The organism is Cobetia sp. MC34, assembly GCF_018340035.1.
Taxonomy (GTDB): Bacteria; Pseudomonadota; Gammaproteobacteria; order Pseudomonadales; family Halomonadaceae; genus Cobetia; species Cobetia amphilecti.
The window spans coordinates 1-25,438 of record NZ_JADPPY010000037.1; the positions used below are offsets into that span (position 1 = coordinate 1).

A 25,438-nucleotide genomic window follows, 5' to 3' on the forward strand; every position below is an offset into this window, starting at 1 on the left:
GGTGCCGCCTTGGCAATGGCATCAATGGCGTCGCTGAAATGCATGAGACCTTCCCATAATAAGTGTACCTAGCACAGGAAGGTCTCATGATCAGCTTATGGAGAATAGGCTTAACTGACTGGCATTACGCCGATTGGCGGGGGCTTTTTCATTAAAGGGCAACTCAAAAAAGGCTAGCCGTCGCTGCCCTTCTCGTAGCGATCCAGCGCTTCGGCGGCCAGGTGCCGGCCCAGCTTGATCAGGCCCGCGGCGCGGTGGAATTCATAGGCGCCACATACCGTCTTGGGAATCTCGACCAGGATATCCGGCGGATAGCCGGCGATCTTGTACTTGGCCAGCGTCGCCTGGGTGATATCGAAGGAGCGCATCATCATGTCCAGCTTGCCCCAGGCAAGCTCCGGCGCGTTCTCATCGACCCGCTCAGGCTCGGCTGCGGACGGCGGCTGCTTGCCTTGGGTGACAGCGCCGGTCTCTGCCTGCGGCTCTGCCAACGCTTCTGACCCCGGCGCTGGCTCGGCATCGCTGCTTTTCAGTGCCTCGAACTTCAGGCGCGAGGCATCGCCCGGCGGCAGCGGGACACCGCCGACCGGACTGGCAAATGCCATGCCTTGCTGGTCCTCCAGCGCCTGTTCCTTCTCGGCAGAGAAGATACGCTCGGCGCCGCGACGCACTCCCCGCAGCCAGTCACTGAAACCACCGCCGCGCGCTTCCAGGGCGGCTTCGCGCGCCTCTTCCTCGGCGGCATCGGCCGGTGGCAGCATCTGCTCCAGTGTCTGGTTGCGCGGCGAATGCGCCGTGGCGTTGACCGCCAGCACCAGGTCAACGTGAGCGGCGACCAGCGGCGTGATCGGCAAGGGATTCATCAGGCCGCCATCCACCAGCACCTTGCGGTCGCGTTGCACCGGCGTGATCACCCCGGGCACCGCGATGGAGGCCCGAATCGCCTCGAGCAGATTGCCGCTCTGGAACCAGACCTCCTTCTGGGCGATCAGGTCGGTGGCGACGGTGGTGACCGCAATCGGCAGATCCTCGATGCGCGTGTCGCCGATCAGGGCTTCCAGCTCATCCATGATGCGGCGCGCGCGGATGGCGCCCATCGGGCTCCAGGTGACATCCACCAGCCGCAGCACGTCGAAGTAGTCCAGCTCACAGACCCAGTCGCGATAGGCATCCAGCTTGCCGGCGGCATGGATACCCCCGACCAGTGCGCCCATCGAGCAGCCCGAAATGGCGCAAATGTCGTAACCGCGCGCCAGCACTTCCTCGATGACGCCGATATGGGCATAGCCTCGGGCCCCGCCACTCCCCAGTGCCAGGGCGATGGTCTTGCGCTTGGCCATGGCATGTCTCCCGCTGCAGATGATGAAAGATGAACGGACGCGGCACGCGGTGCATCGCTCAGTGCGAGCTGATCCACTCGACGATGGCATCGGCGACCGCCGCCACATGGGGCGGCTCCAGATGCAGGTGGTGGCCACCCGGCAAGACGCGACGCTCGAGCCTCTTCACGGCATCACGTGCCTGCTGTGCCTCGTGCCTTATGGTCAGGATACCCTGCTCGCCCTCGATCAGCAGTACCGGTTGGGTCAACGCCGCCAATAACGCCAGCACCTGCTCCGGGGTGTAGCGCATCAGTGAAGGCCGCAGCAGGCGTCGGTCACTTCTCAGCCGCAGGCCACCGTCTTCCAGTACCTCGAGGTTGCGCTCGACGATCGGCCGCGCCGTGTCGGCATCGATCGGCGTGACACCTCCCGCGACCCGCGCCGCCACGGCGTCCTCGACATGACGATAATGGGCACGTCGCGTGGCGGCGCGTCTGACCGGCTGCGCATGGCGTGCCAGCAATCCGCGGCGCAGCTGATCGACCACCTCCGAGGCTGGCGTGGCAAGTGCGCCGATGCCATCGATCAGCACCAGTCGCGCGATATATTCCGGCAGCGCCGCAGCCACCTGCCCCGACACCGCCGCCCCCAGCGAGTGCGCCATCACCGTGACCGGCGCGCGCGGCAGTCCCTCGTCATACAGGCCTTCCAGCGCCTCGATCACATCGTGACAGTAATCCCACACCGCATAATCACCGTGCTCACCCAGCGGGCTCGAGAGCCCGTGACCGACCATGTCGATGGCGATGAGACGAATGCCCAGCCGTTCACACAACAGCGGCGCCAGGCGGCTGAAGCTGGCGGCATTGTCGAGCCAGCCATGCAGCGCCAGCCACGTCGGTGCCTGCTCGGCGTGCTCGGCAGGCGCCCACTCCAGGGCCGCCAGCTCTCCGCCCGTGCGCCGTGGGAAGCGACGCTCACGCAGCGTAACGTTGGCGTTCAGGGGAGTCTCTGCGATGTCCTGAATGGATTGATCAGTGCTCATGATTGCCTCCCGGCCAGCAGGCCTGGCGGCAGTACATCCGGCGGCGCGAGGTCGGCGATGGCCGCCAGCAGCGCGGCGCGCGTCTCCTGTGGGTATTCAAAGGGGTACATATGTCCTCCCCGGACATGCTCCACCGTCAGCCCGGCGCGGCGCAGGCGTGCCTGGCGCGCCGGCGTGAGCAGATCAGACTGGGCGCCGGCCAGAATCCTGACCGGCACCGCCAGCTTCGCCGGCGAGCCTGACAGGTGATCGCTGAGGTGACGGAAGATCTCGACCTCGTGACGGGTATCGAAGCTCAATGACAGGCTGCCATCCGCGTGACGATGGGTGGCTTTGTCGACGTAGTCGTCCAGCGCCTCTGGCGTGAAATTGGCGAACAGCGAACGACGGCGCAGGTAATCCTGCATGGCCTGACGGGAGTCCCAGCGCGCGCGACGCCCGCGAGTGCGGCCTGCCGGCGTGACACGATCAATGAAGCCGAAGCGCTTGGCGACCTTCATGCCCAGCGCATCACGGCCCAGCATCAACGGCGGGTCGAGCAGCACGAGGCAGTGGAAGCGTTCCGGCTGCTTGAGCGCCGCCATGTAATTGACGATGCCTCCCAGCGAATGCCCGACCCCGATCACCTTGCGCCCGGCGCCGCCCGCCGCGGGCAACGGCCCCAGCGCGGCGTCCAGGCACGCCAGCCACTCATCACGCAGCGAGATCAGGTTGTTGCCGACCGGATAGGCAGGGTCGTGCGCCAGTCGGTCCACCGGCAGCAGATTGAAGTGCTCGGCCAGCGGCGCCAGCAGACTCTTGTAGCAGGCACCGGTGAAGCCATTGGCATGCGCGAAGGCCAGCACCGGACGCTCGGTGTCGGCATTCAGGCCCGCCGGGTTAGCGTCGCCCTGCTTGGACAAGGCCTGTTCGGACAAAGCACGTTCAGACAAGTCCTGCCCGGGCCGGGGTTGCCGTGAGGTGGCATTCATCGCAAGGTCTCCTTACCACGGGCCGCCGTCCCTGACGCGCCCAGACAAACAGTTGTTTAAATATAGTCAACAGCATGCCAGCCCCGCACCATGGGCGCTACTCCTCCCTTTGGCCCATGGAGCACCTCACTCTCCTTCCATGCCCGCCGGCACCAGCGCAGCGGCTGTTTCCGTGCTGGGCTCGGCTGCTTCCGCCTCAGGCAACGCCAAGGCACGACTGACCGCCAGCGCCGCCTGAACCGCGACAGCCGTGAGCTCAACGGGTTCGTCTTGCAACGCCCTCGCGCCCAGTACCAGCAGATGATCGCGCAGAGCGCCATTGACCTGTATCTCGACGGCATTCAAGCGCGCGACCAGTTCAGGGGGCCACCCCTTGCCGGAGAGCGTCAGCCGCGCCCAGGGCTTGCTGCCCGCGGCGATGGCCAGCACCAGCTGGGTGCGATCATTGAGCTGCTCATGCTGACGGTAATAGAGCGAGGGGCGCGACCAGTTGAGGGTCAGCGTCACGGCGGGCTGCCAGGCGTCTGGCTGGGCTGCGCCGCTTTCAGACGTGGAGGCACGGGGGCGCAGGTCATTCTGCGTCAGCGGCGACAGCGCAGCGAGAATCTGATGGGCAGCGTCGCTGTCAGGTGCCAGGCCTCGCACCAGCGGCCCTTGCCGTGCTGAGGCGTCTTGAGCAGACGCTGCCAGCGAGATGTCCATCCGACTCAGCGGCTTGTACACCGCGGCGTCACTGCGCAGCCGAGTGACGTCCAGCACCTCGCTGGGCGCCATGCCGCCGCGCCAATCCGGCAACCCGATATCGCGCGTCAGCTCCCAGATCGGTGCGCCATTCGCACCAGCCATGGCGGGGGAGCCTTTCACGTTCGCATCCGAGGGTGACGGCACCCACCGCACGTAGCGCCCCGCCAATTCAGCACTGCCCGCACCGCTCAGCTGCGTTGCCGCCGCGGGCCTGGCGCCCAGTTGCAGACTCACCTGAGCGCCATTGCCCTTCACGCTCAGCAGCGGTGACTGCGCGCTGAAGCCCAGCGCTTCAAGTGCCTTGTCCGTGGCCGGCTTGCGCGTGCGCAATTGTGCCTCGCCCAGCTGACTCACCAGCGCCTCCACCTTGCCCTGGCGGGCAGGCCAGCCGGCCAATGAGGTGATCTGCCAGTCGCCTGCGGGCCCACGCGCCAGACTCAACCAGACCTGACTGGCCTCTGTGCCACGTCGAATGCCGATGCGCTGCGCCGAGGCAGCCACCTGCGACAACAGCGGCAAGGGCTGCAAGACGCCAGACTGACCCGCGGCCACTGTCGTCAGCGCCTCGCTCATCAACGAATCACTTTGCCACTGGGCCGGGTCTGCCCCGCCCGTGGCGGCGCCTGAGCGCAGCGATTCCAGCAGTGACGGCCCTGCGGTAAGCGCCATCACCGCGGCCACGGAGACCAGCGCCGTCAGCGCCCATCCCGTCCGATTGAAGCGCCCCATCAATCACCTCCCGACTGGGTAGTATCGCTCGGTCTTGTCTTGCTTGAAGCCGCCTTGCCTGAAGCTGCATTGCCTGCGGTTGCATTGCCCGAGCCTGTCGAAACGCTTGTGGCGGCGTGACTCGCGGAGCGGGCGCTGTGCTGTGCATTACGCTGTTCATTTCGTTCGGCGCTGCGCTTCCCGCTGGGCTGACCGTGGCCCGACAGACGCCCTGTCGACTGATAGCCCGCGCGACGGCTGGCGCGATAGCGGCGCCAGCAGATCAGCTCGCCTAGCAGGCTCAACGCTACCGGCAAGGCCAGCAGCGTCCACAGGCGCAGCTCGCGACGCAGGGCATCACGCTCGGCATTCGCCTCACGCTGCTGACGTGACAGCGCATCCTCGAAGTCCTGCTGCATCGCCGCCAGGGCGTCGCTTTGCTGCGCGGCTTCGGCCTTGCCAGACACCGGCGACGCGCCGAGCGCACTCAGACGCGTCTGCCAATCATTGCGCAACCGGGTCTCCTCGGCGGCCTGACGATCGGCCAGTTGATGCAGGCGCGTCAGCTCGCGCACCTGATGGGCACGCGCGCGCAGGGCGACCAGCTCGGGGCTGCCCGCCAGCAGGTCCACGGCATTTTCCAGCCAGCGCGCATTGGCATTGAGGGCCTGCTCGCTGCCATCCGCTGCCGTGCGCCGCCACAGACGGTCACTGGCCATGTCGACATCGCTGACCACCAGCAACTGGCCGCCCTTGGCGCCCGCCGCCGGCCACTGCGCCAGCACGGCCAGCCCGCCCGCCGGCGGTGTTTCCCCCGCCAGTCCCGACAGCGGACGCGGGTCCATACGGCTGGCGTGAACACGCGCCGCCGGAATCAGGCGCGCCTCATCGCTGGCACGAATCAGCCACTGCAACGGCGCGCCTTGCGCCCCTGAGCCTTTCGATGATGCTTGTGCTGCATCAGACAGCGGCGCCAACCAGCCCGCGCTGGACATCACCAGTTGCTCGACATTGAGGTTGAGCGCGGCGTCCGACAGCTGCGCGGCACTTAGCCCGAGCAACGCCGGACTCAGCGCACGCGTGCCGTCCAGCAAGCCGATCGGCAAGGCCAGCTGCGCATCCGCCACCACCTCGCCCGCGCGTGATTCAAGCCCGGCGCGCGCCAGCAATGTCGTCAGCGCCTCGGAAGCCGGCGCCGGCTGATCGAGCATTTCGGGCAGAGGGTCCACCAGCATCAACACCCGGCCGCCACGCTCGAGATAGGCCGTGATGGCCTCCAGCGTCTTGACCGGCAACAGCCGCGGCGCGATCACCAGCAACGCATCCTGATCGGCGATCGGACGCGCGGCATCATCACCGGCCGACAGCCAGTCGATGCGCAGGCGTGCATTGAGATGCTCCATCAGGCCCCAGCTGCCCAGCGCTCTGCCCTGCTCCAGACTGGGTTGGCCCATCACCGGCAAACGCGAGACGACGCCCAGGCGCGGCGGCTCGGTGCGCGAGACATCCTGAATCTGGCGTGTCACCTGCGCTTCCAGCCCGCCGATATCCGCCGCCTTGAGCAGCGGAATGGCGCGGCGTTCGGCGTAGGGGCCATCCACCACCAGCCCGAACAGCATCTCTTCGCCGCCCGGCAATGACAGCGCGGTCAGGCCCTGCGCTTCGAGATCCGCGAAGTCGGCACTGTCCGGTGCAGGGTCGACACGCTTGAGGCGTATCTGCGGCTCACGCGCGAAGGCGGCCAGACGCGTCTCGATCCGTGTCGCCAGTTCACGCAGCTGCGGCAGATCGGCGGCGAAGCGTTCGCTGTAGGCGAAGGTCAGCGTCACCGGTGCCTCGAGGTCTTCGAGCACCGCACGACTGGCGGGGCTCAGACTGTGCTGACGCGTGGCGGTCAGATCATGCTCGCGGGTGAGCGGATTGTGGCCGTCGGCCGTCAGCAGCGGCGGCAGGCGCACGCCGGCCAGCAATAACGCGGTGACCGCAGCCGCCAGCGCCGCCGTGACCAGCCACTGTGGCGCCTGCTTGCGTGCATGGCGCTCCTGACTGAGGCCACGCGCCTGCAGCACCAACCCAGCCAGAGTCAGCAGCAGGAAGTAGCTGGCATCGAGCCAGGTCGGCCGGCCTTCACTGAAAGGCGTCAGATGCGCCGGCAAGCTGATCAGATCGAGCAGCTGCACCCAGTGCGGCGCCAGATGCTGAGCCAGCTGGCTCGTCACCGCGGGTGTGCCTGGCAGCATCAGCGCCAGGCCCAGCACCAGCGCCCCGAGCCACGCCGATAGCGCAGAAGGCGCGCGCACCGCCAGCGCCTGACCGAGACTGGCCAGCGCCATCACCAGCAGCGCCATGCCCAGATAGCCGCTGAGCATCAGGCCGAGATCCGGCGTGCCCAGCCAATGGATCAGCACCACCAGCGGCGCCGTCATCGCAAGCCCCAGCCAGCCCAGCACGCTGGCACTGATCAGGCGTGCGCTGGCCAGTCGCCACGACCCCAGCCCGAGGCCGGACAGCCATTCGAGCAGGCCATTGGCACGCTCTTCCGGCCAGCCACGCAGGGCCAGCAGCGGCGTCCACAGCACCAGCAGCCAGGGCAACACCTGCCACAGCGAGCCAAGATCGGCGCGATCACGTGCCAGCAGATCGCCCACCTCGAAGGCCCCCAGCGGGGCCAGCACCGCCATCACCACCAGCAGCGACCAGCTGGCGCCCTGCGTCAGTGCCTGATGCAGGTCACGGCGGACCAGCGCGAGAACGGCCCTCATGACGACACCTCCTGATCTGCTCGCGGTGACTGCTTGCGCATCGGCAGCGGCGAGGGCTGCTCCGCCATGCGCGTCACCAGCTGGCGGAACGCGACCTCGATATCACCCCGTTCGTGGACGCATTCATCGAGGCGGATTTCCATGTAGCTGCACCAGCGTGCCAGCGCCGGGCGCGGGTCCTGGTGGAGACGCCCGGCCAGACGCAGCACGGCGCCGGTCGAGACCACCAGCGGCGACTTGTCACGCGCCATGGCATCGCCGGGCTTGACGGGCGTGATGGCTGCCACGCCCGGCAGACGCGAGACACTGGCCAGCTCGCGCTCGCTCAGGGCCCGACTCAGCGTCACTCGCCATACCGGCAGGCTGGAACTCGCCCCATACCCCGCGCCGTAGCGCGAACGACTGCCGCCCAGAATGCCTTCGCTGACGGAGGTCGCGGCCAGCGCCTCCGGCGTGTCATCGAAGCCCAGCTGGCCATTGGCCATGACCAGCACGCGGTCACAGATGCGAGGCACTTCCTCCAGCAGATGGGTGGAGACGATGATCAGACGCTCGCGCCCCAGCTCGCGAATGAAGGCGCGCACGCTGTCCTTCTGCAGCGGGTCCAGCCCATCGGTGGGCTCATCGAGCAGCAGGATGTCCGGGTCATGGGTCAACGCCATCGCCAGCACCACACGACGACGATAGCCTTTGGATAACACAGCGCACAATTGATTGGCGAAAGGCGCGATATCCAGGCGGTCCATCAATGCTGAAAGACGATCATTGCGCACCTTGCGCGACAACCCATGCAGACCCGCCACGCACTCGAGGCTCTCGCGCACCGTCAGCTGCGGCCACAGGGGCGCGCCCTCCGGCAGATAGCCGATACGACGCTTGAGACGATTGAGTTGGCGCTGACTGGCGCGACCATCGAAGGCTTCGCCTTCCAGCTCCAGCTGGCCCTGGGTGGCGGCGAGCGTGCCCGCCAGCATGCGCAGGCTGGTGGTCTTGCCGGCGCCATTGGGACCCAGCAGACCGATGACCTCACCACGCGAGGCCGTGAAGGTCAGCCCGGTGACAGCCTGTTGCTGGCCGAATTGACGCCCGAGCCCATGGCTGACCAACAGCGCCGGGGAAGCGGACGGCTCGGCAGACGCGCGCGCGGGAGCTGCAGCAGAGCGAGCTGCCGCAGAGCGAGTCGCAGCAGAGGGCGTCGCGTCAGAGGGCGTCGCGTCAGAGGGCGTCGCGGCAGAAGATGACGCAGAGGTCGTGTATGGGTCCTGCAAGATACCCGCTCCTTGTACTTTTCTTGATAGGGGCAATGCGCTGCCGGGGCTGATGGTTCCGGCAGGTAATCATGAGGCCGGAAGATAACAGTGGCCTCGGCAGATAACCGTGACAGATGACAATGCAGCGCACAGGGTAAGCGGACAGCCTGCGCTCGCCAAGCAGGAGTGCGCGCACAGTCGCCACTCGCGCGGTTATGGCGTCTATTCCGCCCTTTGCCGGCCCTCAAGGCAGGTCTCGGCGGCGGTCTTCTCTACCACCACGCCCCCCGCGCCCCTGGTTGGCGGCATGCGCTCAACGCGACCTGATAGCGGAACTAGCACCGGGGCTGATGCCCGAGCTGAACGACTATCCCTAAATCTAAGGAAAGCCTGATATGCTGGGCGGATGACAGGCACGCGCTGTTGTCAGAGCGCCTTGCTGGCTGGCCGCCGGCCCGCCAGAGCCTTCACACGTTGAGCCTTCACCCGCTGAGCCTTCACCTGCTGAGCCAACCTTTCACCTTGCTGGACAGGACCCCTCGATGCCCAAGCATGACAAGCAGTCCGCTACTTCCTCGCCGTCTTCCAGGCCGCGTCGCGATACCCGCCTGCGCAATGGCCTGTTCTGGGCCTTGCTGGCAGCGGCCTTGATCACGGGCTTCTGGCTGGCCTGAGCCAGGCCGCCGCGGCAGTTCACGACGGGGCTGCAACGGGCCGCCGCGGTAGCGCAACGCTCGCCAGACACTGACCAAAAGCCTCACCAGACAGACCGCAACACTCACAGGACAAGGGCGGAAATGAGCGAGACTACTTCATGAACGACATGCTGGCGCTGTTCGTCGCGACCCTGAACGTCACCGTTCCGGTCTTCGCGATGGTATTTCTGGGCCTGGGCCTCAAACGTCTTGGCTGGATCGATGACACCTTCATCGGCACCGCCTCATCGCTGGTGTTCAAGGGCACCATGCCGGCGCTGGTCTTCCTCTCCATCGTGCGCGCGGACCTGGATCACGCCCTGCGCCCGGGCATGCTGACCTATTTCGCGCTGGCGACACTGGGCACCTTCCTGCTGCTGTGGGGCTGGGCGATCCTGCGCGTGCCGAGAAAGGAACGCGGCGAGGTGGTACAGGGCTCGTTTCGCGGCAACTGCGCCATCGTCGGGCTGGCACTGGCCGCCAATCTCTATGGCGATCTCGGCCTCTCGATGGGCGGCATCCTGATGGGCGTCGTGATCCTGTCCTACAACATGCTGTCGGTGGTGGTGCTGTCGAGCTATCTCGGCGATGGCCGCACCAGCTGGAGTGGCATCGCGCGCGGCATCATCACCAACCCGCTGATTCTCGGTGTGCTGGCCGCCCTGCCCTTTGCGGCATTCAGCTGGCAGCTGCCCGAGTGGCTGGAGACCTCCGGCGACTACTTCGCGCGCATGACGCTGCCGCTGGCATTGATCTGCATCGGCGGCACCCTGTCGATGCGCTCGCTGCGTGAAGGCCGCAAGCTGGCCCTCAGTGCCAGCCTGATGAAGATGATCAGCGTGCCGCTGCTGGCGACCACCGTCGCCGTGCTGCTGGGCTTCCGCGGCACCGAACTCGGAGTGCTGTTCCTGTTCTTCGCCTCGCCGACGGCGGCGGCAAGCTTCGTGATGGTGCGGGCGATGGGCGGCAATGACCGCCTGGCCGCCAACATCATCGCCATCAGCACTCTGATGGCGGGCATCACCATCACGGCAGGCATCTTCGTGCTCAAGCTGAGCGGTCTGGTCTAGCAGCAGCGGTCTGATCAAGTAGCAGCGGTCTGATCAAGCAGCAGCGGTCTGGCTGCAGGTCACAACGAAACGCCCCCGCCAGTCTGCACTGGCGGGGGCGTTTCGTTGTGGCTCAATGGTTGTAGCTCAATGGTTGTAGCTCAATGGTTGTAGCTCAATGACCACCGCGCGTGACTTACGCCAGTTCCGCCGGGCTCACGAACTGGTGCAGATCCGCCAGGCCAGCGGCCCAGACACCGGCGTCCAGCCAGGCAAGACTTGCGGTGGCAAAGGCCAGCTGGGTACTGCCGGGGCCATCGACCAGGGCGCTGGCCAGATTCGAGACCAGCGGATTGTGGCTGATGATCAGCCAGTCACGCGGCTCGCGCCCTTCAGAGGTGGGCGGCACATGGGTCTGCAGCCAGTCGAGCACCGGCGTCAGCGGGTCGTCCGGGGTGATGATCTCGAGCGTGGTCTGCTGCTCACCACTCAACTCCAGCGCCGAGGAGATCTCCTGGGCGGTCTGCTGGGCGCGGGTGAACGGACTGACGACCAGCGTCAGGCGTGCACGCCGCTCGGCGGGCAGCTGATGGGCCAACCAGCGACCGATGCGGCGCGCCTCTTCGCGGCCATATTCGCTCAATTCGCGGCTGGGGTCCGGCGTGCCGGCCTGGGCCTCACCGTGACGCATGATCAGTACACTCATGACATTCTCCTGAAAAGATGACTGCCGCAGCGCAAGCGCTACATCACTCGCTCTGTCGCTGCGGCCGATGACCAGGGACTCGCCAACCGGAGCGTTGCACGAGTCAGACAAGGGGATGGCGAAACACGCTCCATCACCCGCTACCTGCTATGAGTCCTCAGGAGCCGTCGGGTTCCAACTGCCGCGCCTGCTGCACCGACTCACGCGACAGCACGAATTCCACATCGCTGGACTGCTCACCGCCCATCAGCGCGCGGGCCATGTGATGCGGGTCGACATTCTCGAACAGCACCTTGGCCATGCCACTGACCAGCGGCATGTAGATGCCCAGTCGCTCGGATTCATCCTGCACCAATCGCACGGTGTTGACACCCTCAGCGACCTGCCCCAGCACCTCGACCGCCTGGTCGAGGGTGCGCCCTTCTCCCAGTGCGTAGCCGACCCGATAGTTGCGCGACAACGGCGAGGAGCAGGTCACGATCAGATCGCCCACGCCGGCAAGGCCGAGGAAGGTCATCGGATTGGCGCCCTTGGCCACGGCGAAGCGGCTCATCTCGGCCAGCGCGCGGGTCATCAGCATGGCGCGGGTGTTCTCGCCCATGCCCAGGGCCGCGGCCATGCCGGCCGCGATGGCGTAGATGTTCTTCAGCGCCCCGCCCAGCTCGACGCCGTAGCGATCATTGCTGGCGTAGACACGGAAATAGTCGCAGCCGAAGGCCGTCTGCACGCGAGCGCGGGTGTAGGCATCATCGGAGGCGATCACCGTGGCCGTCAGCTGCCGCTGGGCGATCTCGGCCGCCAGATTGGGGCCAGACAGCACGCCGATGTGCGTGAAGCCGGTTTCCTGCTCCAGCACCTCGCTCATCAGGGTGAAGCCTTCGCTCTCGATGCCCTTGGTGGTGGCCACCAGTATCTGCCCTTCACGCAGGTGAGCGCGCGCCTGACGGACCACCGTACGGAAGGCCTTGGAGGGAATCGCCACGCACACCAGTTCGGCCTCGGCCAGAGCATCGGCCATGTCGGTGGTGGCACGCACCGAGGCATTGATCTCGAAGCCCGGCAGATAGCCCGAATTGCGGTGCCGGGTGTTGACCTCCTCGGCCTGGCTGGCATCACGCATCCACTGGGTGACGCTGGCACCGTTGTCGGCGGCAATCGAGGCGATAGCGGTCCCGAAGCTGCCGCCACCCAGCACGCAGACATTGAGTCCCACCGCCTGAGGGGTCGTTTCGCTTACCTCGCGATCACGAATGGCCCGACGAGGTGAAGGGGTAGTGGCAGACATGCTGACTCCTTGGATGACGATGTGCTCAGTGAATGGCAGGCATTGTACTCATAGTTTGTCAGAGAATGCTGAACAAGAGATGTCTGCGCAGACCTCGTGGCCAACGCAGGGGGCTGCGCCTGAGTGACGCGCCTGCCACGCGCGCCTCGCAAGCAATCGACCGGCATGCACCATCGATACGCATGAACTCTCGATATGCATGAACTCTCGACATGTACAAAAAAACCGGCAATTCCTGCCCCCTGAGGCGCAGAAATTACCGGTCTGTTCGGCACTGGCGTGATGGCGGCAGACTTGCCCCATCACACCGAGGCGTCAGATCACAGTGTCTTGAGGGCCGTGATCATGTCGCCGACCACCTTCTGACCATCGCCATATACCATGCGCGTGTGGTCAAGATAGAACAGGTGATTCTCGACCCCGGAGAAGCCGGAGCCCTGACCGCGTTTGATCACCAGCACATTGCGTGACTGGTCGGCGTTGAGGATCGGCATACCGTACAGCGGGCTTGAGGCGTCGTTCTTGGCGACCGGATTGACCACGTCATTGGCGCCGATGACCAGCGTGACGTCGGTGGTCTCGAAGTCGTTGTTGATCTCGTCCAGGTCCGCGATCATGTCGTAGGGCACGCCGGCTTCCGCCAGTAGCACGTTCATGTGACCCGGCATGCGACCGGCGACCGGGTGGATCGCGAAGCGCACTTCGACGCCACGCTCACCCAGCAGCTCGACCATCTCCCAGACCTTGTGCTGCGCCTGTGCCACCGCCATGCCATAGCCCGGCACGATGATGACGCGCTCGGCGAAGGCCAGCTGCACGGCGGCGTCCATCGGATCGGAAGCCTTCATGCTGCCCTCGATCTCGCCCTGCTCGACACCTGATGCGCCACCGAACTGCTTGAACAGCACGTTGCGGATCGGGCGATTCATGGCCTTGGCCATCAGCTGGGTCAGCAGCGTACCGGCCGCCCCGACAACAGTACCGGCGATGATCATCGCGGCATTGCCGAGCACGAAGCCTTCCATCGCCACCGCAAGGCCGGTCAGCGCATTGAACAGCGAGATGATCACCGGCATGTCGGCGCCACCGATGGGCAGAGCCAACATCGCGCCGAACAGCAACGCGAGCGCGAAGAACACCAGCACCAGCGAGCTTGATGGTTCCACCGCCGCGATCACGATGCCCAGATAGACCGTCAGGCCCAGCACGATCATGTTGATCAGCTGCTGACTCGGGAAGTTGAACGCCTTCTTGAGACGCCCATCCAGCTTGGCCCAGGCCACGATGGAACCGGAGAAGGCCACCGCACCGATCATCGCCCCGAGTACACCCAACCACAGCGCCAGCGAGCCGTGCTGCTCGATCAGTGCCGGGTTATCGCTCATGCGCATCAGCTCGACCGCGGCGATCGCCGCTGCCGCACCGCCGCCCATGCCGTTGTAGATGGCGATCATCTGCGGCATGTCGGTCATTTCGACCTTGTTGCCAGAGTACCAGGCGATACCGCCACCGATGACGATGGCCAGCAGCATCAGGCCATAACGACCATCAATCTGCGGATGCAGGAAGGTGAGCAGCGTAGCCACGACCATCGCGATACCGGCCCAATGGATGCCGCTGCGTGCCGTGGAAGGATGTGACATGCGCTTGAGGCCGAGGATGAAGACCACCGCCGCCGCGAAATACCCTGTTTCGACCAGCCAGTTCATCAGCGAGCCTCCTTGTCGTTGATGCCATTGGCAGCGTCTGTGCCCTTGCTGCGATCACTGGTCTTGAACATTTCCAGCATGCGCTCGGTGACCACATAACCGCCGACCGCGTTGCCGGCGCCCAGCAGCACGGCGATGAAGCCGATGAACTGCTGCATGCCGGTCTCGGCCTGACCGAGGGCGATCATCGCCCCGACCAGCACGATGCCGTGGATGAAGTTGGAACCGGACATCAGTGGCGTGTGCAGAATCACCGGCACGCGCGAGATGACCTCGTAGCCGACGAAGGCCGCCAGCATCAGGATGTATACGGCAGAAAGTCCTTCGATCATGCGGCGTCCTCCGCGCGAGCGCGTACGTCATCGTGGGTGATGCGGCCGCCTTCGGTCAGACGCATCGGGCCGAGCACCGCATCCTCGAAGTCCAGCGTCAGTTCGCCGTCCTTCATGAAGGGGGTCAGCAGGTTGAAGAGGTTCTTGGCGTACATCTCGCTGGCATTGACCGCCAGGCTCGAGGCCATGTCCAGCGGACCCAGTACCGTGACGCCGGCATGCTCGACACGCTTGCCGGGCTCGGTCAGTTCACAGTTGCCACCGCCTTCGGCGGCGAGATCGACCAGCACGGCGCCGGGCTTCATGCCCTCGACCATCTCGCGGCTGATGATACGCGGCGACGGACGCCCAGGAATCGCGGCGGTGGAGATCACCACATGCGCATCACCCATGTGACGTGCCAGCGCATCGGCCTGCTGGGCGCGCTCGTCATCGGTCAGCTCGCGGGCGTAGCCGCCCTCGCCGGAGGCATCGACGCCGGTATCGATCATCTTGGCGCCCAGCGATTCGACCTGCTCACGCGCGGCAGCGCGGATGTCATAGGCCCACACCTGGGCGCCGAGACGCTTGGCGGTCGCGATGGCCTGCAGACCCGCGACGCCGGCACCGACCACCACGACACGCGCAGGACGCACGGTCCCGGCGGCAGTCGTCAGCATCGGGAAGAATACCGAGGACTCGTTGGCCGCCAGCAGCGCGGCGTGATAGCCCGCGACACCCGCCTGCGAGGACAAGGCGTCCATGCTCTGGGCGCGCGAGATACGCGGCACGAATTCCATGCACAGGCTGGTCAGCCCCTGGCTGGCAAGCTTGCTGATCAGCTGCGGGTTCTGGTACGGCGTCATCAATGCCACCACCACCGCGCCTTCACGCAACTCGCTGATCTGTGACTCGCTGGGCGTGCGCACGCACAGCACGAGATCCGCGGCGGCACGCGCCGCCGCGATATCGGCCTCGGCGACGACCGCCACCCCGGGCTGGGCGGCGTAGGCCGCATCGTCGAAGTGTGCATGACGTCCGGCACCACTCTCCACGTGCACGATGGCATCGCTGGTGTCACTGACGCTGCTGTCCAGGTGACGCGCGAGCTTGCCGGCCGTCACCGGGTCCAGCGCGACGCGGCATTCCCCGCGCGCCAATGTGCTGCTCACACCCTCGTCGGGTGTCACCAGGTCCGGTGCACGCATCTCGCGCACGACTAGAATATTCAGCATCGCGCACCTCGTTTCACGTCCGTGTTCATGCCTGAGGCTGCCAGCCTTGAAAGGTTCATGGCGTCGTTCCTGTTGAGCGCTGATTCGCGCCATCCTGCCTGCCGGAGGCGCTTTCAGCGACGTTATTGCCTGTCACAGGTGAGACTTGCCTGAATCGCAAGCCGTGACTCACGCATGGCCAGAAGGCCTGACATCACCCGCGACACGATGAGTGTCCAGCATCAGTCTTTTCTTGTCGGTGCATCAGGGTCAAGCGCTGCATTGCAAAAAAAGCAATAAAATCAAGCATAAAGCTATCGTTATGGCAGCCATAACAGCTGCCTTATGCTGACAGGCGCCTTGCGACACTACCAAGTGACTGATTTGCAATGAGTTTACAAAAGGCACCCCACCAAGAATAGCTCAGCTTTGTGTTATGCATCGCATAATCTCAAGCTTATGGCTGCCACAGCGTCTGCCATGAAAAATGGGATACCGCCGCAGCAGTATCCCATTTTCGTGACGATGACTTGAGTGTCAGCGCGTGCTTCCTGCATTGCGCCAAGCGGATGTCCGGCCATGGCTTGCACTGTCAGCGAAGCAGATCAGCCCCCCTTCATGAGAACCGCTCAGGAAGAGCAACTCATGCAGATCGGCGCTGCATTCGCCGCCGGTGGCCGTGTCCAGTCATCGACGAGTTCGGCATCCACGCCCTGCGCCTGCCCCAGCGCCAGCGCCGCCTCCAGACTGCCCTCCTCGGGGCGGAAGAAAGGCGCCGTCAGACGCTGACGCAAGGCCTTGAGCGTAGTGTCATCGCCCTGCTCGACCCGTGCGATCACCTCCAGCAGCAGATGCGTGCGCGGCACATAGAGCGGATTGCAGCCGAGCATGGCCAGACGACGCTGGCGCTCATCCTCGGCGGAGAGCCCGATGGCCATGACGCGCACCTGATAGCGCGCGAGCCACGCCGAGGCTTCATCGCGCGCCTGGGCCGAGTTGCCATGCGGCCCACGCTCACCCGCCAGACGCACGACCAGCGTTTCCGGCGCGGGCTGCGCGACATGCCAATGACTGAGCAGACGGTAGGCATGGGTGTGGTCGACCTTGCCGGCCGCCAGCAGCTCGCGCCACTGCTTCACCAGCGTCATGTCCTCATCACGAGCATCCGGCAACCCGAGACGGGCGCGCAACAGGCGGGCATATTCGCGCTGCAACTCGCCCTCGTAGGTGCCCAGCGCAGCAGAGAGCGCTTCGACATCGATCAGCGGCGACAGCGCGATCCCCAGACGCTCCAGATTCCATAGCCCGATGCCCGGCTGCTGGGCGAAACCATAGCGCCCGGCCTGATCGGTATGATTCGGCACGAGGTTCTCTTCATAGCCATCGAGGAAGGCGTAGGGCCCGTAATCGAAGGTCAGCCCCAGCAGCGACATGTTGTCGGTGTTCATCACCGCATGCACGAAGCCGTAGGCCTGCCAGGCCGCGATCAGTTTCGCGGTGCGAGTGATCACTGTCTCGAACATGGCCAGCGCACTGGTCACGCGCACCTGATCTGCAAGGGGCTGGTCTGCAAGCGGCTGGTCCGCCGCTGCCTGCGCGCCGCCTTCCGGCAGACGTTCAGTCAGCTCTTCGGGCAGGCACTCAGACAGAGGTTCAGTCAGCTCCTCGGGCAGACACTCTGAAAAATGCTCCCGCAGGGCGTGATCGATCAGCGTCTTGAGGTCTTCATGCCGGCCGGAGTGGGCCAGCCACTCGAAGTGCCCGAAGCGCAGGTGGCTCTCGCAGACGCGCAACACGGTAGCGCCGGGCTCGACGGTCTCGCGCTGGACCCGCTCGGCATTCACCGCCAGCGCCAGCGCGCGGCTGGTGGGAATGCCCAGCGCGGCCATGTACTCGCTGGCCAGATACTCGCGCACGCTGGAGCGCACCACCGCCTGACCATCGCCGAAGCGCGAGTAAGGCGTACGGCCGGCGCCCTTGAGATGCAGATCGAAGGTCTTGCCGTGATCGGTCTCAAGCTCGCCGAGCAGAATGCCTCGCCCGTCGCCGAGCTGCGGATTGTAGTGACCGAACTGATGGCCAGTGTATTTCTGGGCCAATGCGTCCATGCCCGGCAGCAACTGCTCACCGGCCATCAGGAGGCGCAGCTGCTCGAGCGCCTCCTCGCTGGAGGCATCGGAGGTCAAGGGCGCCTCCAGCCCCAGCAGGCGGGCGCAGTCAGGACTCACATCGGCAATGCGCGTGCCGTGTCGCGGCTGCGGGGCGACACGCGTGAAGAAGTGCTCCGGCAGGCGGGCATAGCGATTGTTGAAGCGCAGCGCCGCCAGGTCGTGCACGTGCGCGGCGGGCGTAGGGGCAAACTCACTCATCAAGAGGCTCCGTCGGGCCGCCGGGGGTCGGCGACTCGCTGGGGGAAGAAGTGGACGCGGCGGCGTCGCTCAGGGTCAGCAGGCTGCGCAGGCCGCCGGAGGGTCGCCCGGGCGGCAGCTTGCTGGCCATTTCATACAGCTTGCGCGCCGTCGTGTCGGTGCGTGCCTGACGCTTGAGCGCCTGCAGGGCATCGTCGGAGCCCCGGGCATGGCCCAGATGCTGATCATGAGTCAGGTGCTGAGCATGGCTGGCAGGAGCGCCCGAGGCTGGCGCCTGATCGCGCGTGCCAGCCGCAGCAGACGTGCCCTCAAGCGATGTCTCATGGCGGCGCAGCAGCAGGCGCTTGCGCGGTGTCAGCGCCAACTCCGACAGGCGTGCCTTGCCCCACCACGGGTGCGGCGCCTGCACGCCATGCGTGGACTCGCTCAGCCAGGCCTGTGGCAGTGCCTCGAGCAGAGAGAAGCGCTCACTCTCGCCCTGCGCCTGCCACCAGTGGCTCAGGCGCTCATTGAGCACCAGCAGCTGGCGTGCCCGCGTGGCGGCGGTGTAGCTGAGATTGGTGACCAGCACCTGATTGGGCAATTGCTGGCGCGCGCTTGACAATGCCAGATCATCGGCCAGCACCACGCAATCAAATTCGAGACCCTTGGCGCGGAACACCGTCCCCAGCATGACCGTGGGCAGCTCGACCGACTGTCCCCGCGAGTGAGCACTGACGATGGCGGCCTGCAGGTCGCCATCGTGCTTGCGCAGCTCCCCGATCCATTGATCCAGCGGCGCCTGGGCATACCAGGAGGCCAGCTCATGCAGGCTGCGCGCCTGGTGATCATCGAGACGCGTCAGAGCTCCCAGCACCTGCGCCGGGGTCTGACCGAGCCGTGTCAGGGAGGGGGGCAGCAGTCGCCACCACTCACGCTGACTCGCGCTGTCGCCCTGCTCGGCCATCTGATGCGCGCGCCAGAGTCGCCAGTGGTCCAGCAGCCCCGCCAGCGGATAGCCTTCGATGCCGTCCAGCCAGGCCACCGCGATGCCGCGCTGATGCAGTGACAGCGCCTCCCCCAGCGCTGCCACCGGGCCGGCACTGATCACCGCATGGCGCTTGCCGGAGTGCAGCAATGCCTCACGCACCGCGGGCAGCGCCAGACGGGTCGCCGGGCCGAGGCCGCTCATGGCCTGCTCGCGGGCGGTGGGCGAACAGGCCGCCAGCCGCGTGCCCAGCGCCGCCAATGCCGGCCCGAAGCGCCAGGCGCCGGGCAGCGAGTAGACGGTGGCATCGGCCAGCAGCGGCGAATCCAGCGAGCTCATGCCTTCCACCTGACGCGACAGGCTCTGATGCGGGTCGCCGATCAGCAGCAGGTCGCAGCGCTGGCGACGCAACATGGCCAGCAGCGCTGGCGTGGCGTCCTGCGCCTCATCCAGCATCACCAGGTCGGCCTCCAGCGACTGGCCATGCTGCGACCACAGCTTGAGCAAGGCGTTGAACGACAGGCTCTGTTGATGATCGGCGGGGTCCAGCAGGCACTCCCACACCAGTCGCATGCTCTCGACCAGCTGGCGCAGTTCATTGGCACTCAGCCGTTGTGCCACGCCTTCAGGCAGGTGCTCAGGCATGGGCACCGCGTCACTCTCGGCGAAGAAGGTGTTCAGGCCCTGGGCGATCAGGCTGCGCGACTGACTGGAAAGACTGCCCAGCCAGCTGAGGCTCTGCGGCGCCAGACGGCGCGTGATGTCGGGCTGCCGCTTGAGCTTGTCGCCGTACTCCTCCATCAAGGCCTGGCGCGCCAGCTGATGCAGCGACAGCGACTGGACATTGGCGGGCAGCTGACTGGCGGTCCGCCCGGCCACCGCCGGGTTGAGCGAGGTGTAGATGAGGGTCTCGTCGGCGTAGGTACGCGCCAGCTCGACCATCAGCACGGTCTTGCCGCTGCCGGCACAGGCACGCACCACCACGCAATCGCTGTGCTCGGCGCTGTTGGCCGGCGTGCGATCGCGCAGGCGCGAGGGAAAGGGATGGGCGAGAATTCGCCGTTGATCATTGCTCAGATGCATGGCGGCATGATCCCCCCTGTCAGCGCGGGGGGCAAGACCTTCGCTGCGCGATCATGACTAGGACAGGGCGCCATTGGCCGCGAGGCGCTCACGCACGGTACGCATCAGGCCACGATTCCAGCGCAACAGATCATAGAGCGTGGTGAAGTAGGCGTTGCCCCGCGTCGAGTAGGCACTCAGCGTCGGGATGAGGTCTTCGGCGCGCACCGGCTGGCCCGCGTTGCGCAGACGCCCGCGCAGCTCACGTAGCTCGGCATAGCTGCGCTGGGAGTTGAGATTGTCGAAATAGGCGGCGATACCGGCCTCCAGGCTCTCGAAACGCCGATATTCACGCCCCGGCGGCCCGATACCGCAGCCGCGCGAGAAGCAGCGCATGCCGAACAGATTGTTGGCGTCGCGGGCATGGCCCGACGTCCCCCAGCCCGACTCCTCGATGGCCTGCACCAGCACCATGTCCAGCGGCAGGGTATCGATGCGCAGCAGCAGGCGCGTCCAGCTGACGCCGATGTCCTCGCGCGTGACGTCACAGGGCAGATTGGCCTGATCACACAGGCCGTTGAGACGCTCCTGCTCGCGCTCGCTGTAGTCACGCCCTCCGTCGCCGGCACGCTTGCGCATCGCCAGCAACCAATCACGCTGCTCGGCGATGCGCTGGTTCTCGGCCACCACCAGCGGAATCATCAGTTCGAAGAATGCGACCTTGCGCTGGTTGCCAGCGGGATAGGGCCGCAGGTCCGGCATCTGATGGGTTTTGTCACGGGCCAGCAGCTCATCATCCGGCCGCGCCGCCTGCGCCATCGAGCCCAGCCCCATCACCAGCAGCAAGGCGACACTGACCAGACGGACAGAGCCCAGACGAACAGAGCTCAGGCGCAACAAGCGCCGCGACCAGGCCCACGCCCAGGCCCACGCAGACAGGCGTGGCAGGCCACGCACTCCGCCAGTCAGCCAATCCGCAGAGAAAGGTAGGTAAGTCATGTGCTGCGCTCATCGAGAGGGATGCAGTAGCAAGACGCGAGATACCATCAGCGTATCTCATGAGGCTGCATGAAACCCTAAAAACGCGTGGGCGAGAAGATGGTGAGGCCGGCCAAGCGAGGAAAGACACGGCAAGCCCTGTCGTCCGTCACCGACAGACCGCCAGATGATGCCTGCCTTTCGCGCCACGGACGCGGCGCGCGCTCTGCGCTCCCTGCGATTCCTCCTTCACTCCTTCATTCCTCCCTTGCCGCCTTCCTGCCCTTCCTGCCCTTCCTGCCCTTCCTGCCCGTCAAGCCTTGCACCTCGCGCTGAACGCTATCGTTGCTCCTGAAGCAAAACGCCCCCGCAGCATAGGCTGCGGGGGCGTCGTTGCGGACATGCTTGATCAAGCCAGTGGCTCGATCGTTCCGCCGTCTCAGGCGCTGAGCATGCTGTTCAGGCGGCGCACGTAAGCGGCCGGATCTTCCAGCGCACCGCCTTCGGCGATGATGGCCTGATCGAGCAGCACGTGTGCCAGATCGGTGAAGTAATCGCCTTCACCGCCTTCCAGACGCGTGACCAGGGCGTGCTCCGGGTTCAGCTCGAGAATCGGCTTCACTTCCGGCAGCGGCTGGCCAGCGGCTTCCATCATCTTGCGCATCTGGTAGCCCATCTCGTGTTCCGGCAGCACCACGCAGGCCGGGGAATCGGTCAGACGGTGCGTGATGCGCACTTCCTGAACGTTCTCGGCCAGCGCTTCCTTGACGCGCTTGACCAGATCTTCCTTGGCCTTGGCGGTCTCTTCCTGGGCCTTCTTCTCTTCTTCGTTCTCGACATCGCCGAGGTCGAGATCGCCCTTGGCGACATCCGCGAAGGACTTGCCGTCGAACTCGGTGAGGTGGCTCATCAGCCACTCGTCGATGCGGTCGGTCAGCAGCAGGACTTCGATACCCTTCTTGCGGAAGATCTCGAGGTGCGGGCTGGACTTGGCGGCATTGAAGCTGTCGGCGACCAGATAGTAGATCTTGCTCTGGCCTTCCTTCATGCGCTCGACGTACTGGGCCAGTGACTGGTCCTGGGTCGCGCTGTCGGTCTCGGTGGTGGAGAAGCGCAGCAGCTCGGCGATCTTCTCGCGGTTGGCGAAGTCTTCCGCCGGGCCTTCCTTGAGCACGGAGCCGAACTGGTTCCAGAAGGTCTGGTACTGCTCGGGGTCCTTGGCCAGCTTCTTGAGCATGTCCAGGCCACGCTTGGTCAGCGCGGACTTGAGCTTGTCGACCTGTGGGTCCTGCTGCAGCAGTTCACGCGAGACGTTCAGCGACAGGTCATTGGTGTCCAGCACGCCCTTGATGAAGCGCAGGTACAGCGGCAGGAACTGCTCGGCGTCGTCCATGATGAAGACGCGCTGCACGTAGAGCTTCAGGCCACGCGCGGCATCGCGCTGGTAGAGGTCGAACGGCGCACGGCCCGGCACGAACAGCAGGCTGGTGTACTCGAGCTTGCCCTCGACCTTGTTGTGGCTCCAGCTGAGCGGGTCGGAGAAGTCATGCGAGACGTGCTTGTAGAAGTTCTTGTACTCCTCGTCGCTGACCTCGGACTTGGAGCGCACCCACAGCGCGGTGGCGGAGTTGGCAGTTTCCCAGTGGACCTGTTCGTTGCCTTCCTCGTCCTTCTCGACGCGCTTCATGCGCACCGGCAGTTCGATATGGTCGGAGTACTTGGTGACCAGGTTGCGCAGACGATGATCGTCAGCGAACTCGATGGCATCGTCCTTGAGGTGCAGCACGATCTCGGTACCGCGCTCGGCGCGCTCGATGTCGGCGACGCTGAACTCGCCTTCGCCACGCGAGGTCCACTCGACGCCCTGGTCAGCGCCCAGGTCGGCGCGACGGGTACGCACGGTGATCTCGTCGGCGACGATGAAGCCGGAGTAGAAGCCAACCCCGAACTGACCGATCAGACGCGAATCCTTCTGCTGGTCACCCGACAGGTTCTTCATGAACTCGGCGGTACCGGAGCGCGCGATGGTACCCAGGTTGGCGACCACATCGTCACGGCTCATGCCGATGCCGTTGTCACGCAGGGTGATGGTCTTCGCCTCGGCGTCGTGCTCGATCTCGATGCGCAGTTCGCTGTCGTTGCCGTAGAGGGCATCGTTGTCCAGCGCCTGGTAGCGCAGCTTGTCGCAGGCATCCGCCGCGTTGGAGACCAGCTCGCGCAGGAATATCTCGCGGTTGGAATACAGCGAGTGGATCATGAGGTGAAGCAGCTGCTTCACTTCTGTCTGGAAGCCATGCGTTTCGGTGTGAGTGGCGGTCGTCATCGAAAGGGACCTCTATGTCGTGGATGCCTGAAAAGAAGATTCGCGGTGGCCAGAGCGCCCCCGCAACAATGGAACCGGCTCGCCGACGCCTGCCTTTCTTGGGCGGCAGATCGAAGGAAGCACTCGTGGATCAGATATGGGGCAAGGGTGAGGGATTTCAAGGCACTAGCGACAGATGATTGCGCCCGGCCCAACCTGGCGCATGGCACAGAAACACCCAAGCGGCTCCCTGGGGTAGCAACGAAGGGAGCCAACGGAGAGGTAGCCATCAGGGGGGGCGCTTTCAAGCGTGAAGCTTGTGGAGAAGACATCGCCTGCCCATCACGGGGAGGCGAGTGATTCCAGCACGAAGTGCATGCGCGCGCTGGCGACTGGTTGCTCGCGGGATTTCTGCCAGGCACTGACGCGCACATTGGTCATGCGCCGACCTTCACGCATCACTTCACAGTCGATGCGCGTCACCTGATCGCCGCGCGCCGTGGCCAGATAGTCGATGGAGAAATCGATCAGCTTGGGCAGGCGCGCTTCACGACCACCGCGCCCATGCCGCCTGAGCACCTCAAGCGTCGCGGCGGTTTCCATCGCTGCGGCCAGCACGCCGCCATGCACCGCCGGCAGCATCGGGTTGCCGACATTGTCGGGCATCGCCGCCATGGAATAGCTCAGCGCCTGCTCAGGATGCAGCTCGACATCGCTGGCCGCGCCCGCCTGCTGCCCGTCAATGGCACACAGCCCAAGCCCGATCGCCTGCGCGTAGGGCAGACTCGCCAGCAGCGCCGCCAGGTCGGCGTGTGTGCGCTGCCCTTCGACGAAACGTCGCGCACTGAGCAGTCCGCGCGGGTCCTGGGCATCACGCGGCGCCTGCGCCTCGGTTTTCTCGTCTGCTGGCTGTGCAGCCTGTGCTGACTGCCCCAGCGGTTCCGACTCGACCGTGGAAGGATTCGCTGGGGCTTGAGCGTTGGCCGCCGCCAGCAGCGCCTCGGCAAAGCCGCTGGGCGTATTGCGCTCGCCGAGCCTGACGAAGTTGCCGATCGCGCGACACAGGATCTTGCCCGGCTGCTGCCAGATCTGCGCCTCGGTAAACACCATCGATTCCGTGACCCGCAGCACGCGCGCCTCGCCCACCAACGCCAAGCCCTCGACGCCGGGTCGGTAGTGATCGAGGCGCAGATCCAGCGTCGGGCAGACTTCCGGTGCCGACAGCCCCGTGAGCACGGCACTGCCGCACAGCGTATCGGCGAACATGGTCAGCACACCGCCATGCACCAGCCTGCGGTGCGGATCGCCGATCAAGGCCGGCTGCCACGGCAGCTGCATGCGAATGGCCGGCGCGGCGACCTCCTCGACCCTGACGTTCAAGCGCGCCGTGTGCGAAATGAAGCTCAGGAATCCGGTCAGCGCCCGCGCCCAGCTGGCGTCATCCAGTACGCCACCCGCAGCCGGCACGTCAGCGGGATTGACGGCCAGCCCCAGCAGGCTCTGCGGCACTGCAGGCATCACATCCACAGCGGCATCGCCATCAACGTGAGGGAGACCAGATAGCCGGCGCCCCACAGCAGGGAGCGCAACGTGGCGATGTTGGCCAGATAGCAGCCCCAATAGCCCAGTCGTACCAGCACGAAGATCACCGCCAGCGTGGTCGCGATGGGCGCGCCCGGCGCGGTGATCACGCTGACCAGCACCCCGGCGGCAAACAGCGGAAAGGCTTCGATGGTGTTCTGGTGCGCGGCGAGCGCGCGGGCCCCGAAGCCCGTCAGTTCACGCTGCTGTGCGCGCGGATCGTGGTTGTCGTAGCGTCCGGTTCGCTGTTGAGCCCAGGCGACCGGCACCTTGGTCAGCACCAGCATCAGTGCGGCAAACAGCAGGCAGGCATAGATCAGCATGCAGAATTTCCTTGAAAGGCGTTGTTCAGGGCGTTGCCACAGCGGCGCGTCTCGTTTGTGAACAAACAGTGCGCCGCCCTGTGAT

Annotated in this window: 19 protein-coding genes; 2 read left to right on the forward strand and 17 right to left on the reverse strand. The window is 65.5% G+C overall.

From position 1 onward, the window contains the following. Positions 1 to 173 precede the first annotated feature (173 nt). The 6 genes from IZU87_RS14875 to IZU87_RS14900 form a co-directional block, all read right to left on the reverse strand. Positions 174 to 1,340, reverse strand: coding sequence for a patatin-like phospholipase family protein (locus tag IZU87_RS14875; protein ID WP_213115044.1), 1,167 nt, complete (start codon positions 1,338 to 1,340; stop codon positions 174 to 176). Positions 1,341 to 1,398: 58 nt separating this feature from the next. Further along, on the reverse strand, positions 1,399 to 2,367 hold the full coding sequence (locus IZU87_RS14880; protein ID WP_213115045.1) for an alpha/beta fold hydrolase: 969 nt from the start codon (positions 2,365 to 2,367) through the stop codon (positions 1,399 to 1,401). Then, a complete protein-coding gene (locus IZU87_RS14885) occupies positions 2,364 to 3,338 on the reverse strand; it encodes an alpha/beta fold hydrolase (protein WP_213115046.1) in 975 nt (324 codons plus the stop codon). Before IZU87_RS14885 ends, IZU87_RS14880 begins: the two co-directional genes overlap by 4 nt. Positions 3,339 to 3,464: 126 nt before the next feature. Continuing rightward, positions 3,465 to 4,811 carry a DUF4340 domain-containing protein gene (locus IZU87_RS14890; protein WP_213115047.1) on the reverse strand — a complete coding sequence of 449 codons (1,347 nt, stop codon included), beginning with the start codon at positions 4,809 to 4,811 and terminating at the stop codon, positions 3,465 to 3,467. Further along, positions 4,811 to 7,552 carry a GldG family protein gene (locus tag IZU87_RS14895; RefSeq protein ID WP_213115048.1) on the reverse strand — a complete coding sequence of 914 codons (2,742 nt, stop codon included), beginning with the start codon at positions 7,550 to 7,552 and terminating at the stop codon, positions 4,811 to 4,813. The genes IZU87_RS14890 and IZU87_RS14895 overlap by 1 nt, the downstream gene beginning before the upstream one ends. Continuing rightward, positions 7,549 to 8,820 (reverse strand): ABC transporter ATP-binding protein, encoded by a 1,272-nt coding sequence (locus tag IZU87_RS14900; protein WP_213115049.1) that lies wholly within the window; start codon positions 8,818 to 8,820, stop codon positions 7,549 to 7,551. The genes IZU87_RS14895 and IZU87_RS14900 overlap by 4 nt, the downstream gene beginning before the upstream one ends. Positions 8,821 to 9,344: 524 nt before the next feature. On the opposite strand from IZU87_RS14900, the gene IZU87_RS17960 reads away from it, so the two are divergent. Both IZU87_RS17960 and IZU87_RS14905 read left to right on the forward strand, forming a co-directional pair. Then, entirely contained in the window at positions 9,345 to 9,476 is a 132-nt protein-coding gene (locus tag IZU87_RS17960) for a hypothetical protein (RefSeq protein ID WP_263643036.1), read from the forward strand. A gap of 140 nt (positions 9,477 to 9,616) precedes the next feature. Further along, complete coding sequence (locus IZU87_RS14905) at positions 9,617 to 10,567, forward strand: AEC family transporter (RefSeq protein ID WP_043335541.1); 951 nt, start codon at positions 9,617 to 9,619, stop codon at positions 10,565 to 10,567. A 175-nt stretch (positions 10,568 to 10,742) separates the two neighbouring features. Here the strand turns inward: IZU87_RS14905 and sixA are convergent, their stop codons facing one another. The 11 genes from sixA to IZU87_RS14965 form a co-directional block, all read right to left on the reverse strand. Then, positions 10,743 to 11,252, reverse strand: coding sequence for a phosphohistidine phosphatase SixA (sixA, locus tag IZU87_RS14910; RefSeq protein WP_213115050.1), 510 nt, complete (start codon positions 11,250 to 11,252; stop codon positions 10,743 to 10,745). 157 nt (positions 11,253 to 11,409) lie between these two features. Then, positions 11,410 to 12,537: an NAD(P)H-dependent glycerol-3-phosphate dehydrogenase gene (locus IZU87_RS14915; RefSeq protein WP_084589572.1), complete on the reverse strand. Its 1,128-nt coding sequence runs from the start codon at positions 12,535 to 12,537 to the stop codon at positions 11,410 to 11,412. Between the two features lie 320 nt (positions 12,538 to 12,857). Then, entirely contained in the window at positions 12,858 to 14,246 is a 1,389-nt protein-coding gene (locus IZU87_RS14920) for an NAD(P)(+) transhydrogenase (Re/Si-specific) subunit beta (RefSeq protein WP_213115051.1), read from the reverse strand. After that, positions 14,246 to 14,578: an NAD(P) transhydrogenase subunit alpha part 2 gene (locus IZU87_RS14925; protein WP_043335532.1), complete on the reverse strand. Its 333-nt coding sequence runs from the start codon at positions 14,576 to 14,578 to the stop codon at positions 14,246 to 14,248. Before IZU87_RS14925 ends, IZU87_RS14920 begins: the two co-directional genes overlap by 1 nt. Continuing rightward, entirely contained in the window at positions 14,575 to 15,792 is a 1,218-nt protein-coding gene (locus IZU87_RS14930) for an NAD(P) transhydrogenase subunit alpha (protein ID WP_200906709.1), read from the reverse strand. The genes IZU87_RS14925 and IZU87_RS14930 overlap by 4 nt, the downstream gene beginning before the upstream one ends. Before the next feature lie 608 nt (positions 15,793 to 16,400). Then, positions 16,401 to 18,140 (reverse strand): protein adenylyltransferase SelO, encoded by a 1,740-nt coding sequence (locus tag IZU87_RS14935; protein ID WP_213115052.1) that lies wholly within the window; start codon positions 18,138 to 18,140, stop codon positions 16,401 to 16,403. Next, positions 18,133 to 20,190 carry an ATP-dependent helicase gene (locus IZU87_RS14940; RefSeq protein WP_213115053.1) on the reverse strand — a complete coding sequence of 686 codons (2,058 nt, stop codon included), beginning with the start codon at positions 20,188 to 20,190 and terminating at the stop codon, positions 18,133 to 18,135. The genes IZU87_RS14935 and IZU87_RS14940 overlap by 8 nt, the downstream gene beginning before the upstream one ends. 57 nt (positions 20,191 to 20,247) lie before the next feature. Further along, complete coding sequence (locus IZU87_RS14945; RefSeq protein ID WP_213115054.1) at positions 20,248 to 21,168, reverse strand: glucosaminidase domain-containing protein; 921 nt, start codon at positions 21,166 to 21,168, stop codon at positions 20,248 to 20,250. Between the two features lie 418 nt (positions 21,169 to 21,586). After that, positions 21,587 to 23,470, reverse strand: a complete 1,884-nt coding sequence (gene htpG / locus IZU87_RS14950; RefSeq protein ID WP_107335276.1) for a molecular chaperone HtpG — start codon at positions 23,468 to 23,470, stop codon at positions 21,587 to 21,589. 321 nt (positions 23,471 to 23,791) lie between these two features. Continuing rightward, complete coding sequence (locus tag IZU87_RS17770; protein ID WP_249330632.1) at positions 23,792 to 24,967, reverse strand: PaaI family thioesterase; 1,176 nt, start codon at positions 24,965 to 24,967, stop codon at positions 23,792 to 23,794. Further along, positions 24,967 to 25,353, reverse strand: coding sequence for an MAPEG family protein (locus IZU87_RS14965; protein ID WP_213115055.1), 387 nt, complete (start codon positions 25,351 to 25,353; stop codon positions 24,967 to 24,969). The genes IZU87_RS17770 and IZU87_RS14965 overlap by 1 nt, the downstream gene beginning before the upstream one ends. Between the last annotated feature and the right edge of the window lie 85 nt (positions 25,354 to 25,438).

Excerpts from the sequence above, each read along its gene's own strand:
- sixA (WP_213115050.1), bottom strand. The coding sequence starts at position 11,252 with ATGAGTGTACTGATCATGCGTCACGGTGAGGCCCAGGCCGGCACGCCG.
- IZU87_RS14965 (WP_213115055.1), bottom strand. The coding sequence starts at position 25,353 with ATGCTGATCTATGCCTGCCTGCTGTTTGCCGCACTGATGCTGGTGCTG.
- IZU87_RS14885 (WP_213115046.1), bottom strand. The coding sequence starts at position 3,338 with ATGAATGCCACCTCACGGCAACCCCGGCCCGGGCAGGACTTGTCTGAA.
- IZU87_RS17770 (WP_249330632.1), bottom strand. The coding sequence starts at position 24,967 with ATGCCTGCAGTGCCGCAGAGCCTGCTGGGGCTGGCCGTCAATCCCGCT.
- IZU87_RS14905 (WP_043335541.1), top strand. The coding sequence starts at position 9,617 with ATGAACGACATGCTGGCGCTGTTCGTCGCGACCCTGAACGTCACCGTT.
- IZU87_RS14935 (WP_213115052.1), bottom strand. The coding sequence starts at position 18,140 with ATGAGTGAGTTTGCCCCTACGCCCGCCGCGCACGTGCACGACCTGGCG.
- IZU87_RS14875 (WP_213115044.1), bottom strand. The coding sequence starts at position 1,340 with ATGGCCAAGCGCAAGACCATCGCCCTGGCACTGGGGAGTGGCGGGGCC.
- IZU87_RS14920 (WP_213115051.1), bottom strand. The coding sequence starts at position 14,246 with ATGAACTGGCTGGTCGAAACAGGGTATTTCGCGGCGGCGGTGGTCTTC.
- IZU87_RS14895 (WP_213115048.1), bottom strand. The coding sequence starts at position 7,552 with ATGAGGGCCGTTCTCGCGCTGGTCCGCCGTGACCTGCATCAGGCACTG.
- IZU87_RS14940 (WP_213115053.1), bottom strand. The coding sequence starts at position 20,190 with ATGCATCTGAGCAATGATCAACGGCGAATTCTCGCCCATCCCTTTCCC.
- IZU87_RS14925 (WP_043335532.1), bottom strand. The coding sequence starts at position 14,578 with ATGATCGAAGGACTTTCTGCCGTATACATCCTGATGCTGGCGGCCTTC.
- IZU87_RS14890 (WP_213115047.1), bottom strand. The coding sequence starts at position 4,811 with ATGGGGCGCTTCAATCGGACGGGATGGGCGCTGACGGCGCTGGTCTCC.
- IZU87_RS17960 (WP_263643036.1), top strand. The coding sequence starts at position 9,345 with ATGCCCAAGCATGACAAGCAGTCCGCTACTTCCTCGCCGTCTTCCAGG.
- IZU87_RS14915 (WP_084589572.1), bottom strand. The coding sequence starts at position 12,537 with ATGTCTGCCACTACCCCTTCACCTCGTCGGGCCATTCGTGATCGCGAG.
- IZU87_RS14930 (WP_200906709.1), bottom strand. The coding sequence starts at position 15,792 with ATGCTGAATATTCTAGTCGTGCGCGAGATGCGTGCACCGGACCTGGTG.
- IZU87_RS14880 (WP_213115045.1), bottom strand. The coding sequence starts at position 2,367 with ATGAGCACTGATCAATCCATTCAGGACATCGCAGAGACTCCCCTGAAC.
- IZU87_RS14945 (WP_213115054.1), bottom strand. The coding sequence starts at position 21,168 with ATGACTTACCTACCTTTCTCTGCGGATTGGCTGACTGGCGGAGTGCGT.
- htpG (WP_107335276.1), bottom strand. The coding sequence starts at position 23,470 with ATGACGACCGCCACTCACACCGAAACGCATGGCTTCCAGACAGAAGTG.